The organism is Synechococcus sp. MIT S1220, assembly GCF_047303025.1.
In the GTDB taxonomy this organism is placed as follows: Bacteria; Cyanobacteriota; Cyanobacteriia; order PCC-6307; family Cyanobiaceae; genus Parasynechococcus.
The window spans coordinates 478562-492555 of record NZ_CP138939.1 but is presented as its reverse complement, the minus strand read 5'-3'; the positions used below and the strand labels follow the sequence as shown (position 1 = coordinate 492555).

General features: G+C 57.6%; 13 protein-coding genes. 12 read left to right on the top strand and 1 reads right to left on the bottom strand.

Annotation, left to right across the window (positions count from 1 at the left end; genetic code table 11):
- Positions 1–243 precede the first annotated feature (243 nt).
- Complete coding sequence (gene speE / locus SIB64_RS02435; RefSeq protein WP_413441747.1) at positions 244–1083, top strand: polyamine aminopropyltransferase; 840 nt, start codon at positions 244–246, stop codon at positions 1081–1083.
- Positions 1083–1943, top strand: coding sequence for an agmatinase (gene speB, locus SIB64_RS02430; protein ID WP_413442835.1), 861 nt, complete (start codon positions 1083–1085; stop codon positions 1941–1943). Before speE ends, speB begins: the two co-directional genes overlap by 1 nt.
- On the opposite strand, the gene SIB64_RS02425 is transcribed toward speB, so the two are convergent.
- The gene (locus SIB64_RS02425; RefSeq protein ID WP_413441746.1) at positions 1937–2368 is read right to left on the bottom strand and encodes a cyclic nucleotide-binding domain-containing protein; all 432 of its coding nucleotides are present in this window, start codon (positions 2366–2368) and stop codon (positions 1937–1939) included. The two genes, speB and SIB64_RS02425, sit on opposite strands and share 7 nt — an antisense overlap.
- Positions 2369–2413: 45 nt before the next feature.
- Between SIB64_RS02425 and SIB64_RS02420 the strand changes: the two genes are divergently transcribed.
- The 10 genes from SIB64_RS02420 to queC all read left to right on the top strand — a co-directional run bounded on the left by SIB64_RS02420 (position 2414) and on the right by queC (position 13950).
- On the top strand, positions 2414–2644 hold the full coding sequence (locus tag SIB64_RS02420) for a hypothetical protein (protein ID WP_413441745.1): 231 nt from the start codon (positions 2414–2416) through the stop codon (positions 2642–2644).
- 132 nt (positions 2645–2776) lie between these two features.
- Positions 2777–3880, top strand: coding sequence for a glycine cleavage system aminomethyltransferase GcvT (gcvT, locus tag SIB64_RS02415; protein ID WP_413441744.1), 1104 nt, complete (start codon positions 2777–2779; stop codon positions 3878–3880).
- 49 nt (positions 3881–3929) lie between these two features.
- Positions 3930–5765 (top strand): aspartate--tRNA ligase, encoded by a 1836-nt coding sequence (aspS, locus tag SIB64_RS02410; RefSeq protein WP_413441743.1) that lies wholly within the window; start codon positions 3930–3932, stop codon positions 5763–5765.
- A gap of 82 nt (positions 5766–5847) precedes the next feature.
- On the top strand, positions 5848–6978 hold the full coding sequence (locus SIB64_RS02405) for an RpoD/SigA family RNA polymerase sigma factor (RefSeq protein WP_413442834.1): 1131 nt from the start codon (positions 5848–5850) through the stop codon (positions 6976–6978).
- Positions 6979–7028: 50 nt separating this feature from the next.
- On the top strand, positions 7029–7493 hold the full coding sequence (locus SIB64_RS02400) for a Dps family protein (protein WP_413441742.1): 465 nt from the start codon (positions 7029–7031) through the stop codon (positions 7491–7493).
- 80 nt (positions 7494–7573) lie between these two features.
- Complete coding sequence (locus SIB64_RS02395; protein ID WP_413441741.1) at positions 7574–9208, top strand: CTP synthase; 1635 nt, start codon at positions 7574–7576, stop codon at positions 9206–9208.
- A gap of 572 nt (positions 9209–9780) precedes the next feature.
- Positions 9781–10368, top strand: coding sequence for a 7-carboxy-7-deazaguanine synthase QueE (locus tag SIB64_RS02390; RefSeq protein WP_413441740.1), 588 nt, complete (start codon positions 9781–9783; stop codon positions 10366–10368).
- A gap of 180 nt (positions 10369–10548) precedes the next feature.
- The gene (locus tag SIB64_RS02385) at positions 10549–11424 is read left to right on the top strand and encodes an NAD(P)-dependent oxidoreductase (RefSeq protein WP_413441739.1); all 876 of its coding nucleotides are present in this window, start codon (positions 10549–10551) and stop codon (positions 11422–11424) included.
- 69 nt (positions 11425–11493) lie between these two features.
- Complete coding sequence (locus SIB64_RS02380) at positions 11494–12810, top strand: zinc-dependent metalloprotease family protein (RefSeq protein ID WP_413441738.1); 1317 nt, start codon at positions 11494–11496, stop codon at positions 12808–12810.
- A gap of 471 nt (positions 12811–13281) precedes the next feature.
- The gene (gene queC / locus SIB64_RS02375) at positions 13282–13950 is read left to right on the top strand and encodes a 7-cyano-7-deazaguanine synthase QueC (protein WP_413442833.1); all 669 of its coding nucleotides are present in this window, start codon (positions 13282–13284) and stop codon (positions 13948–13950) included.
- Positions 13951–13994 lie beyond the last annotated feature (44 nt).

The window sequence follows — 13994 nt, the reverse complement described above, 5'->3', positions numbered from 1 at the left end:
GGAGTGATGCTGTTGTCAAGCCGCCTGCCAAGGACATGAAACACATGACCCACAGGCTGGACTGGTGATTCGAGAAAACAGGTTTCGTCACCTTGAGGAGTGAAGGCAACGAAACCGAAACCATCTTGACACCAGATTTAGTGCTTAGCAATGCATCTGTCCCCAGATGTAGTCCTATGTGGCATTGATTTTCGTCGGAGATCAACGGCGGCCTTAGCTGGTCCATCTCACCTGGACATCGCCATGAGCTGGATTGACGAACCGCATCAAGGGGTGCGTTACGGCCTTAGAGGCGAGCTGCTGGTGGAGGAGTCCACCGCTTTCCAGCACGTCACCGTGATTCACAGCGAGCGCTACGGCAATGGGCTTCTACTCGACGGGTGCTGGATGACTGCCGAAGCCCAGGAACGGCCGTATCACGAAGCCCTCGTCCATCCGGCTCTCTGCAGCGCCCATGCAATCGAGCGCATCCTTGTGATCGGTGGTGGTGATGGCGGTACCGCCCGTGAATGCCTGCGGCATTCGGAGGTCCAGCATCTCGACATGGTGGAGATCGACGGACGTGTGGTGGAGCTCTGCAAAGAACATCTGCCCGGGATCGGTGGAGCAGCCTGGACTGATCCGCGCTTCCAGCTCACGGTGGGCGATGGCATCGCCTGGGCAGCAGAAGCACCAGATGCCAGCTACGACGTGGTTTTGGTGGATGGTTCTGACCCAGCAGGACCTGCAGAAGGCCTGTTTAATCGACGCTTCTTCCAGCACTGCCGTCGCATCTTGCGACGCGGTGGGGTCTTCGCCACCCAGAGCGAGTCACCCGAAGCCTTCCGCGCAGTCCATCTCGCCATGGTGCGCCTGATTCGTGAGGTTTTTGGCCATGCGGATCCCATGTATGGCTGGGTGCCGATGTATCCCAGCGGTTGGTGGAGCTGGACCTTCGCAGCCGTTGATGGCCCGAGGTACCGATCCCCCAAAGCGAAACGCGTCTCACGCATCGCCTCGGATTGTGAAGTCTGGAGTGAACGCTGGCAGCAGGGGGCCTTCCTGGCCGTTCCAGCATTCATCGAACGTGACTTGAACCCATGATGGTGCCTTTTGATCAGGAGGGAACGATCTTCATGGGATCCAGCAGGGATCCCATGGATTGCCGTGTTGGTCTCTTCGGTGTGCCGTACGACGGAACCACCTCCTTCCGCCCCGGAACACGCTTCGGACCTGCCGCGATCCGTGAGGTGAGCCAGGGCATCGAAACCTATTGCCCGCAGTTGGATCGCGATCTCGAAGATCTGGCCTTCACCGATCTCGGGGCTGTAGACATTGGCTTCGGAGCCCCGGAACCGGTGATCAAGGCCGTGCAACAGGCCACAGACGCCGTGCTGAGCCTTGGCCTGAGTCCCCTGATGCTCGGCGGAGAGCACTCGATCAGTTCCGGAGCCGTGGCGGCAGTGGCGCAACATCACCCGGATCTTGTTCTGGTTCAACTGGATGCCCATGCGGATCTGCGCGAAAGCTGGTTGGGCTCGCGTCACAGCCATGCCTGCGCGATGCGTCGATGCCTTGAGGTGCTGCCAAGTCAGGCGCTGCTGCAGTTGTCGATCCGGAGCGGGACTCGAGCAGAATTCAAGGAACTCCACAGCAGTGGTCGGCTGATTCGCGACGTTGCCGGTTTGCGTGATGCACTCGCTCCGTTGAACGGGCGTCCGATCTACCTGACCGTTGATCTGGATTGGTTCGATCCCGCAGTTCTTCCAGGCACAGGCACACCCGAACCAGGAGGGTTCCTCTGGGCCGATTTCGCTGCCGTGATTGATGTTTTGGTCGATCACCAGTTGGTGGCTGCCGATGTCGTCGAGTTGGCTCCCCAACTGGACACGAGCGGGGTCAGCTCAGTTCTGGCCGCCAAAGTGACGCGCAGCCTGCTGCTTTTGCTTGGAGGGGATCAATAGAAGTGACAGGCATCAATGCGCTGCTCACGCAAACGGGCGTGCTGACGCTCCAGAAGGTCAAGCACCAGCGTTGGGTGACGATGGATCAACGTTAGAAAGTTCACTCTGTCCAGCCGCAATAAAGCGAGGGGCGTCAATGCTTTGGCATCACGACTGTGGACTTCCACTGAATCCACAAGGTCTTCATAGAAAAAGAGTTCCCCTGGTCCATAGCGCAGACGGTTCCGAGGTCCGGAACTCAATTCGACAAAACCCTGCTGAACCACGTGGATTGCCCGTACAGCTTCCCCACGCCGAAAGATTTCAGTTCCGGTTGGAACCGTCAAGCGGTCGACGGCTGGATCATCTCCGATCAGTGCGATGGGCGTTGCTTTGATCGAAGAAGCCCGAAATCCAGATTTTGAAGATAGAGAGTCAACTTGCACATCACCTCGAAGATTCAACGTTGTTCACGACCGTCCAACGGAGTTGTGGCGACGATGCACCTCAGGCCAGAGAACGATCTAACTCGAGTTGACAGTCTTCCTCAGCAGCGAACTCTCGATCCAGGGCAGGAAGCTGCGGGGCCCGAGCCGTCCAGTGATGACAAACAACCAGATCGGCGACCTCGACGTGCACATCAAGATGCCTTAGAAGACACCATCCCGATCCTGTTTGACGATCGGAACAGTGCTGACAAGTTCGGCAGCAAAGCCTGCTAGCCAACGGTTTCCGGCTATTGGCGCACAGGCTAGAGACCACTTCCTCTAGAAACCATTGTTGGCTGAAGATCTGCGGAATCCCTTCCATCAGCTGAAGAGCTCCATAAGATTGCGCCTCATCAGCGATCACCGATGCCAGGCAAGCGATCACCGCTCCACGACCTGTGCCTCCAAAGCGGAGGGCGCATGGTGCCCTTCGCCGGTTGGCAGATGCCTGTGCAGTTCGGCGGACTGATCCAGGAGCACAAAGCCGTCCGCGAACGAATGGGGATGTTCGACATTTCCCATATGGGTGTCTTGAGGTTGGACGGGCCGAAGCCGAAGGATGCGCTCCAGCAGCTCGTACCCAGTGATCTCCACCGCATCGGCCCCGGGGAAGCCTGTTACACCGTCCTGCTCAATCAAGACGGTGGCATCCGCGATGACCTGATCGTTTACGACTGCGGTGCGATCGATTCCGAACGAGGCGCCGTTGTGCTGGTGATCAACGCCGCCTGCGCCGACAGCGACACCGCTTGGATTCGCGAGCGCATGACGCCGGCCGGTCTGGAGGTGACCGACGTCAAAGCCAATGGCGTGCTGCTGGCACTGCAGGGCCCCGAGGCCATCCCCCTGCTGGAGCAGCTCAGCGGGGAAGACCTCAGCGGCCTTCCCCGCTTCGGCCATCGCATGCTGTCGATCTCTGGACTGCATGAACCCGTCTTCACCGCCCGCACCGGCTACACCGGAGAAGACGGTGTCGAGCTGTTGCTCAATGCCGAAGACGGCCGGCAGCTGTGGGGCGACCTGCTGCGGAACGGAGTGACACCATGCGGGCTCGGGGCTCGGGACACGCTGCGGCTGGAGGCAGCCATGCATCTCTATGGCCAGGACATGGACGCCGGCACCAACCCCTTTGAAGCCGGCCTGGGCTGGTTGGTGCACCTGGAAATGCCTGCGGATTTTGTCGGCCGACAAACCCTGGAGCAAGCAGCGGCAGCGGGCCCAGCGAAACGGCTGGTGGGGCTGAAGCTCAAGGACCGCGCCATCGCACGCCACAACTACCCCGTTCTCTATGAAGGGGAGACCGTGGGTGTTGTAACGAGCGGAACCTGGTCACCCACTCTCGAAGAACCGATCGCCCTTGCATACGTTCCTCCGTCCCTTGCCAAGCTCGGCACCGAGTTGGGAGTTGCGATCAGGGGCAAGACCCAACCCGCCACCGTGGTTCGGCGACCCTTCTACCGGCGGCCGTGACATCGGCCGGGGCTATGGGAAACTCGCCTCTCACTAGTTGAAACATCCCATGCGCAGCAACGGTTGCGGCGACCTGCGCGAACAGAACATCAATCAGCAGGTGCAACTGTGCGGCTGGGTGGATCGACGCCGTGATCACGGTGGAGTGATTTTTATCGACCTGCGGGACCGCAGCGGCACGGTGCAAATCACCGTTGACCCGGATCTGGGAGCCGAAGCCTTCGCCGTCGCCGAGCATCTGCGCAGCGAAACCGTGCTGCAGGTCGCGGGGAAAGTTCGAGCCCGCCCTGCCGAATCCCTGAACAACAAACTGGCCACGGGGGCTGTGGAAGTGCTGGCCAGCGGCATCACCGTGCTGAACAGCGTGAAAGGCAACCTGCCCTTTCCTGTGTCGGTGCACGACGAGGAGAACACCCGCGAAGAGCTGCGGCTGCGCCACCGCTACCTGGATCTGCGCCGCAAGCGCATGAACGACAACCTACGGCTGCGGGCCCAGACCATCCAGGCAGCCCGTCGCTTCCTGGAAAACGAAGGCTTCATCGAGGTGGAGACCCCGGTGCTGACCCGCTCCACCCCGGAAGGGGCCCGCGACTACGTGCTGCCCAGCAGGGTTTGCGGTGGCGACTGGTTTGCCCTGCCCCAGTCCCCCCAGCTGTTCAAGCAGCTGCTGATGGTGGGCGGCATCGAGCGCTACTACCAGGTGGCCCGCTGTTTCCGCGACGAAGACCTGCGGGCAGACCGCCAACCGGAATTCACCCAGTTGGACATCGAGATGAGCTTCATGGATCAGGAGCAGATCCTGGAGATCAATGAATCGCTGATCTGCGCCATCTGGAAAGCGGTGAAGGGCATCGAACTGCCGCGGCCGTTCCCACGCATGACCTGGCAAGACGCCATGGAGCGCTACGGCACCGACCGACCCGACACCCGTTACGGCATGGAGCTCACCAACGTGAGCGACATCGTTCAGGACATGGGCTTCAAAGTGTTCAGCGGTGCCGTGAAATCCGGCGGCTCGGTCAAGTGCATCGCCGTCCCTGGCGGCAATGACGCCCTCTCCAACGTGCGGATCAAGCCCGGCGGCGACGTGTTCAGCGAAGCACAGGCGGCCGGTGCCGGTGGCCTGGCCTTCATCCGAGTGCGCGATGGCGGCGAGATCGACACGATCGGTGCCATCAAGGACAACCTCAGCGAGGACCAGAAAGAGGAGCTGCTCAGCCGCACCGGCGCGGAACCCGGCACGCTGCTGCTGTTCGGCGCTGGCGACACCGCCAGCGTGAACAAAGCCCTCGACCGGGTGCGCCAGTACCTTGCCAAGGAGCTGGGCATGGTTAAGCCTGATCGTGACAACGATCCGTGGAACTTCCTCTGGGTGGTTGACTTCCCGATGTTCGAGTTCAACAGCGACGAGAACCGCTACGAAGCCCTGCACCACCCCTTCTGCGCCCCCAACGTCGAGGATCTGGGCAGTGATGCCTCCCAGTGGGCCGACACCCTCCCGGGCGCTCGGGCCCAGGCCTACGACCTCGTTCTCAATGGCCTAGAGCTCGGTGGCGGCTCCCTGCGTATCCACGACTCAGCTCTGCAACGTCAGGTGCTGCAAACCGTCGGTTTGCCCCTGGAGCAAGCCCAAGAGCAGTTCGGCTTCTTGATGGATGCCCTCGATGTGGGCGCACCTCCCCACGGTGGTCTGGCCTTCGGCTTGGACCGAATGGTGATGTTGCTGGCCGGCGAGGAATCGATCCGCGACACGATTGCCTTCCCAAAAACCCAGCAAGCTCGCTGCCTGATGACCAACGCCCCTGGCGGAGTGGCCGACAAGCAATTGGACGAATTGCACGTGACCAGCACCTGGGTTGACCCCAGTGATGACAGCGAAGGCTGAACAGATCCCGAAAGGATTCAGAGCTTTTTGCACACTCATCGGCAAGCTTGGGAACCCTGAAGGAGTCCCTTGCATTCCGATCTTGTCCCGCCAACCCCGACGGACAGGGGAGACCCGAGAACGCCGCAGCAGCACAACCGATCTGCTTCGGTTGTATCTGCAGGACATCGGTCGGGTGGATCTGCTTACCAATGAGGAGGAGGTGACCCTGGCGCGCCTGGTCCAACGGCGTGAACGCCTGCTTGAACAACAGCGCGACCTGGCAAGCGGCGACCCAGCGATCGGTGAGCTGCACCGACTAGAGGAGCTCCAACGCAGAGAGGCCAATCAGCACAGCCACTGGCCCACGAAACAAGAATGGGCTCGTGCGGCAGGTCTGAGTCAGGCGGAACTACAGACCCACATTGACGCCGGCTATGCCGCCTGGGCGACACAGGCTGATCTTGAACCAAAAGAGCTGAAGATTGCTCTGAGGAACGGGCGACGGGCTAAGGACCACATGATCCAGGCCAATCTGCGCCTGGTCGTGGCGGTCGCCAAGAAATACCAACAGCGCGGCATGGAATTGCTCGATCTGGTCCAGGAAGGGACCTTGGGCTTGGAACGCGCTGTAGAAAAATTCGACCCAACGAGGGGATTCCGGTTCAGTACCTACGCCTACTGGTGGATCAGGCAAGGGATCACCCGAGCCATCGCCACCCAAAGCCGCACGATTCGCCTGCCGGTGCATGTCACCGAGAAGCTCAACCGAATCAAACGGGTGCAGCAGGAGATCGCCAGCAATGAGGGGCGCATCGCATCCATCGCGGATCTCGCAAGGGAACTTGGATTAAGCGAAGAGACGGTGCGTCAGACCCTGGCCCGTGTACCCCGTTCGGTCTCGCTCGACACCCGTGTTGGCCGCGATCAGGACACGCAATTGGGCGATCTCATCGAAGACGGCAAGGCCACACCTGAGCAAACCCTGACCCATCACGAGCTCCATAACGACCTCGAGCATCTCCTCGATGAACTCACCAGTCGCGAAGCGGCCGTGTTGCGTCGACGCTTCGGTCTCGAGGACGACATTCCTCAGACGCTGGCCCAGATCGGAGAGGAACTCAAACTCTCGCGGGAACGTGTGCGCCAAATCGAAACCCGGGCCCTTCTAAAACTGCGTCAACCCCAACGGCGCAGCAAGGTGCGTGACTACATCCAAGGACTGGATTCTTAAGAGAACCATCTCCATTAGGGTCTCTACCCAGCGGATCAGCCAGCACCGGCATGGACATCGGAATCAGTGACCAGCAGCGTCAGCAGATCGCAGAAGGGCTCTCAAAGGTGTTGGCTGACACCTATGTGCTGTACAGCAAGACCCACGGATTCCACTGGAACGTGACCGGTCCGATGTTCAACACGCTCCACCTGATGTTCATGGACCAGTACACGGAGCTTTGGAACGCTCTGGATGAAGTAGCCGAGCGGATTCGGGCTCTCGGGCATCCTGCCCCGTTCGGTCGAAGGCTCCAGGAACTGGCCTCGCTTCAGGACGCCAGCAGCCTGAAACCAGCGGCCCTCGAAATGGTCCAGGAACTGGTGGACGGTCATGAGGCTGTCGCCCGGACGGCACGCCAGGTGTTTGCCGTAGTTGATGAGGCCAACGATCAACCAAGCGCCGACTTGCTGACTCAGCGCATGCAGATTCATGAAAAAACTGCATGGATGCTGAGGAGCCTTCTGGACCAGTGATCGCAAACCAGGCGCTCTGACTCAGGCCTGGCTTCCCATCCGACTGACGCCAGGTAATTTGAAGAATCACCCGGGGCGTCATGGCCAAATTCGTCTTCATCACCGGTGGAGTGGTCTCCAGCATCGGCAAGGGGATTGTGGCCGCAAGCCTGGGTCGCCTGCTGAAATCCCGTGGATACAACGTATCGATCCTGAAATTGGATCCTTACCTCAATGTGGATCCGGGCACCATGAGCCCGATTCAGCATGGAGAGGTTTTCGTCACCGAAGACGGTGCAGAGACCGATCTGGATCTTGGCCATTACGAACGCTTCACCGACACAGCGATGTCGCGATTGAACAGCGTGACCACTGGATCGATCTATCAGGCTGTTATCAACAAGGAACGCAGGGGCGATTACAACGGCGGAACGGTGCAGGTAATCCCACACATCACAGGCGAAATCCGTGATCGCATTCATCGCGTAGCGGCGAATAGCAATGCTGATGTTGTGATCACAGAGATCGGTGGAACGGTCGGAGACATCGAGTCCCTCCCCTTTCTCGAAGCGATCCGAGAATTCCGAGGCGATGTCGGCCGTCGTGATCTCGCCTACGTGCATGTCACGTTGCTGCCGTTCATCGGGACCTCGGGCGAACTCAAGACCAAGCCAACCCAGCATTCGGTGAAAGAGCTGCGCTCCATCGGCATCCAGCCCGATCTGCTGGTCTGTCGAAGCGACCGGACGATCAGCGAGGAGATGAAGCGGAAGATCGGTGGTTTCTGCGGCGTACCGACACGGGCTGTGATTCCATCCCTCGATGCAGACAGCATCTACGCCGTGCCGCTGACCCTGGAGGAGGAGGGGTTATGCCGCGAGGTGCTTGATGTGCTCGACCTCACAGACCACGACAGCGACATGAGCGAATGGGCTCATTTGGTGCACAAACTTCGCAATCCAGGCCCAGCAGTGAAAGTGGCTTTGGTCGGGAAATACATTCAACTCAACGATGCCTACCTCTCCGTGGTGGAAGCCCTCCGCCACGCCTGCCTAACCCAGGATGCGTCTCTCGACCTCCGTTGGGTCTGTGCTGAGCAGATCGAAACCGATGGCGCCGAACCCCTGCTCAATGGCATGGACGCCGTGGTTGTCCCCGGCGGATTCGGCAACCGGGGTGTAGACGGCAAAATCGCAGCGATTCGCTGGGCCCGAGAGCAGCGGGTGCCATTCCTCGGTCTCTGCCTTGGCATGCAGACCGCTGTAATCGAGTGGGCCAGGAACCAAGCAGGACTCACCGAAGCCACCAGCGCTGAACTCGATGCGGGAACACCCCACCCGGTGATCCACCTGCTGCCCGAACAACAAGATGTTGTGGATCTCGGTGGCACGATGCGGCTCGGGGTGTACCCGTGCCGCATCGCTCCCGGAACCCTTGCTCAACGCTTATACGGCGACGAGGTGGTCTATGAACGCCATCGACACCGTTATGAGTTCAACAATGCGTACCGCAATCTGTTTCTTGAATCGGGGTATGAAGTGAGCGGAACCTCTCCGGACGGACGTTTGGTTGAACTCATTGAACTCAAGAATCATCCTTTCTTCACCGCGTGCCAGTACCACCCTGAATTCCTCTCCAGACCCGGTCGACCACACCCGTTGTTTCGCGGCTTGATCGAAGCAGCACAACAGAGGCTGCCCTCCTCACCCAGCGAGGCGATTCGCGCCAAAAACTGAATGTTCATACCAGCAGACATCCACACAAACGACCGGGACAAGCTGTGCCACAACAGCCAATCAAGAACAATCCATCCAAAGCAACTTTGAATCACCATTAAAAAGATGACGCATCAACCTTGTGCCTTCAAAAAAGAGGTCGCCCCATCGAAACAGCAACGCATGTGCAGCCATTGGCGGAACACTTGATCAAGCAGCAATTTTTACTTGAATAAAACTCGAAAAACTCAGCCCAACACTGCAAAATGAAACAGAAGAATCCCAAGTCGCAGTGAGGCAATCGACCAACAATCCCCTAACAAAAGAAGACAGATAACCCAAAATAATTCAAACAAGAAGTTGAACAATCAAACAAGCGCAGGCCTTTCCATGTTGGCCGTCAACAGATCTAACGCATAGCGGCATCAGCCATCGCGAAAAGCATCAGCGATCACGAATCGATCCCGACGAGCCCCGCAGCGCAACACTCCAGCAATCGAATTGCCTGAGTCTTGATTTATACTTAAGTCACATCATCTATTGAACGACTGCCCATCAAAACGCGTCAATCCAGGCTCGGACTGTATTCCGTTGTGGAAACCTTCCATTCTCTGCAAGGAGAAGGTCACCACACCGGCCGAAGTGCGTTCTTCATCCGGCTCGCCGGCTGTGATGTCGGCTGTCCATGGTGCGATACGAAACACTCCTGGTCCCAGAGCGTCCACCCAGAACGACGGGCTCAGCAACTAGCGCTGGACGCAGAAAAAGCGGCGCGAGAAGGCGCCTGTTTCACCGTTATCACAGGTGGCGAACCGCTGCAGCACAATCTCGACACGCTGACGGATGCCCTGTCCGATAGCGCCCTCCCGAAGCATCTTGAAACTAGCGGCGTGGGCTCATTGAGTGGACATTTCGAGTGGATCACGCTCTCACCCAAGGCCCACAAACCACCTCAGAACGACATTCTCCAGCGATGCAATGAACTCAAGGTTGTTGTGCACAATCCCTCAGACTTGAGCTTTGCGGAAAGAATGGCACATCTCACCCAGGAGGGAACAATTCTGCTGCTGCAACCAGGATGGGGGAGTGAACAAGGCATGCGGTTGGCCATTGATTACGTGCAGCAGCACCAGAACTGGCGCTTGAGCCTTCAGACACACAAATGGCTCGAAATCCGCTGAACATCAAGCGTCATCACCTACTCACATAAGGCCTTGTAGAAGGTTCAAACAACGGCCTGCAGCCTCTCTTCAATCAAGAAAAACCAAGAAAAACATAACGACCAGGCAACATCCAAGCCGATCGCTGTTTGCCATCAACTCATTCGAATAATTTGACGGCAATTCGCGCGAAGCACAACATTGACCTCACCTCACGCTTCCGTCGCCCTGATCGGGACCGGCCTGCTCGGCGAAGCCATCGGTCTGCGACTGCTTCAGCAAGGGATCACGCTGCATGTTTGGAACCGCACGCCATTACGTTGTCGATCCCTTCTGGATGCAGGTGCGCAGCACGTGGAGGATCTTGCGTCTGTCCCACAGACCAGCGATGTCATCATCACCGTTCTGCGGGATGGACCAACAACTGCCCGCAGCGTCGCCGCGCTGGGAGACCTGGCCCATCATTGCCTCATCCCCATGGGCACCATGGGGATCGTTGAGATTCGCCAACTCGCCGAACAAACCAAGCAGCAGGGAGGACAACTGCTGGAATCGCCTGTTCTAGGGAGCAGACCGCAGGCTTTCGCGGGAACATTGCTGCTGATGGCGGGGGGAGAGCCCAGTCTTTTCGAGCGGCATCAACCACTGTTGCGTCATCTGTCCGAACGACCGCAACTGGTGGGGCCTGTGGGCAGTGGAGCCGCCTGCAAACTTGGCTTGAACCAATTGATTGCAAGCCTGACCCATGCCTTTTCCCTGTCGCTGCGACTGATCCAGCAAGCAGACGTACCAGTGGAGACTTTTATGGACATTCTGCGACCCTCTGCGCTTTATGCCCCGACCTTCGACAAAAAGCTGGAACGAATGCTCGACTCCCACTACGACAACCCAAATTTCAGCACCGCTCTTCTACGCAAAGACCTGCTGCTGTTCCTCGAGGAAGCCACAGCAGCAGAACTCAACCCAGAGGGCTTGTCGGGCCTGGCAACCCTGCTGTGCAAGGCAGAGGGTTCAGCACTGGACGGAGTGGACTATTGCGCCCTCCATGAACTCACGGGTTCAGAAAACTCTCAGTAAATACCAATCTCACCTCCATCAATCAAGCCGCAAAACGGAAAAAACTGAAGCAGTGCTTTTCCTTGTGCAGTGGCATTGCATCATGACGATCTGCTGGACCCGGCACTGCATGCCCACACACATTCGCAGATCGACGCTGACAACAGCATTCAGTACTACATCCACGACTCAGAATCATCATTAATACTTGGAGGCCATCACACATCAACACTGGAGCATCGCCCAGAGAGCGAGCAATTCATCAACAATACCCTTCATCAACTGGATTCCCTGATTGAACTTGATCTAACCAGGACGGAGGATCCAGATACAGCTGAGATTCGTATTTACTCTGTGCTCAACCACAGCGGATGGGGACAAAACACTGTTGGGCAAGTGATCCCTGATGACAAGGGCTGGTCAACTCTATGGAAAAACACAAGCGCTTCACAAAGCCTGAGTGATTTCGACGCCAACACCATTATTCATGAACTCGGCCATGCCTTTGGCCTCTCGCATCCTGGCGGAAGTGGTAACGATCAGCAATGGACGACAAAGGACACAGTGATGTCCTACAACGTCGGCCCAGAAGGATGGAATGACACATTCTCCACGAGTGATCGACAGGCATTGGTTCATCTCTGGGGACTAGAAAGCGATCCCATACATGAACATCAACACACCCATGCGCCTAACAAGGAAGATGGGGTAAATGCTCTAAATCGGCTTGCCCTGGCAGCCCCTGAGCCTGAACCAGCGCCGAACGACTCCGATTGGACGAAGGGAAGCTTCTCACAATTCCTACAAGGCGAGAGTCGAGCAAGCGAGCACGTGGTCGGAACATCAGACAATGATGTTCTTGTCTTCGGGGAGGGCCGTGACCGCCTGCGAGGCGCATCGGGATCTGATCTCTTTTTGATCCCTGACAGTCAACGTTTCACACCGAGAACCGCTGACCAGATCATGGACTTCAACGGTGATGCTGGTGATGTGATTTCGGTGGTAACACAAGTCCCAAACAACTTGGAAATAGTGAACTTTGCCACGGCCGCGTCTAAGCAAGACTTCAAGGTTTTAGAAGAAAACGAGACCACGGTGATTCACGATGCCATCACAAACCAACTGGTGCACGACATGAATGCGGCATCACCAGGCCTTGGTGACGGCGGCAGATTTGCAGAACTCAAAGATGTTTATCTAAAGAACATTGAATCAAAAAAACAACTCAAAAAATTGAGCCGAACAGATGCCAACATAATTTATTTTCAAGCCAAGGGGGAATTGTTTTATGACGCCAATGGCAGCGAGCAAGGACTCGGCGGAGATGGGGGACTCATCGCCAAGCTCAAAGGCCAACCAGACCTAGATGCCAGCCATTTACGACTATGGGGAGACGTGATGAACTGAAGGGCACGAGGAACCCGACAAAACATCTAGCCACCGCCCATGAAATGAAGCATGGCCTCAACGGCCGAAAGGCCCAATAAAAATGTTCCCGCTAGGAGGGAGGCCTCCTTGAAATTTTTAGCCATCAGCAGCACCGCCGTCCCAGTGATTAGCTCAATCAGAAATCTAAAAGAAATCTGAAGCGACAACATGAAGACTGGTAAAGCTCTGGAAAGCCTGACACGGCGGTTTAACCAAAGTTCATGAAAAGTGCTTCACAGAACTGGGTAAAACGGCTCAAAACTTTTTCATTCGCCAAAAAAATATCAAACGTCATAAAAAAATAAGCACTCCGATACGACCCAGATGCCAGGCCAAACCCATCAAGCGACAGCCAGCCATCCCTAAGCTCATCAGCAGACTCAATTGATGAGTCATTTCGCCGATTCAGAACGCCCTGCTTCAGGCACGAACGAAGCAGACGATGACTTCATGAGCGACTCCCTCTCCATCGCCCTGCTCTCAGGCGGCCTTGACTCTGCAACCGCGGCCGCTTTGGCCCTTAAAGATGGCAATCGCGTCATCGGCCTGTCTTTCGATTACGGGCAACGCCACCGTCGCGAGCTGCAGGCTGCCGAACGCATTGCACACCAACTGGGGTTAGAGGATCACCACTGCATCGAAGTCAATCTTTCCGCCTGGGGGGGATCATCTCTGACGGATCCCAGTCAGAGCATTCCTTCCGACGGAGTCAAGGCTGGAGCCATTCCATCGACCTACGTTCCCGGCCGCAACACTGTCTTTATCGCCATCGGCCTGAGCCTCGCTGAGGCCCGCGGGGCAGAACGCCTCGTTTTGGGGGTCAACGCTGTGGATTACTCCGGTTACCCGGATTGCCGCCCCGACTATCTCAACGCCTTTCAAGCCCTGGCAGGTTTATCCAGCAAAGCTGGCCGCGAAGGGCACGGCACCCAACTCTGGGCTCCACTGGTCACTTGGAGCAAAACCCGCATTGTTGAAGAAGCGCTCCAACTGGGCGTCCCGATTGCAGAAACCTGGAGCTGTTACAGCGGCGGTGAACACCCATGTGGCGTCTGCGACAGCTGCCGCATCCGCGATGCCGCGCTGCGGGATGCCGGACGGCCAGACCTGTGCAGCTGAAACTACGGGAGAGGATCCCAGTTCCCTGGCGACCTCCTGAAGTC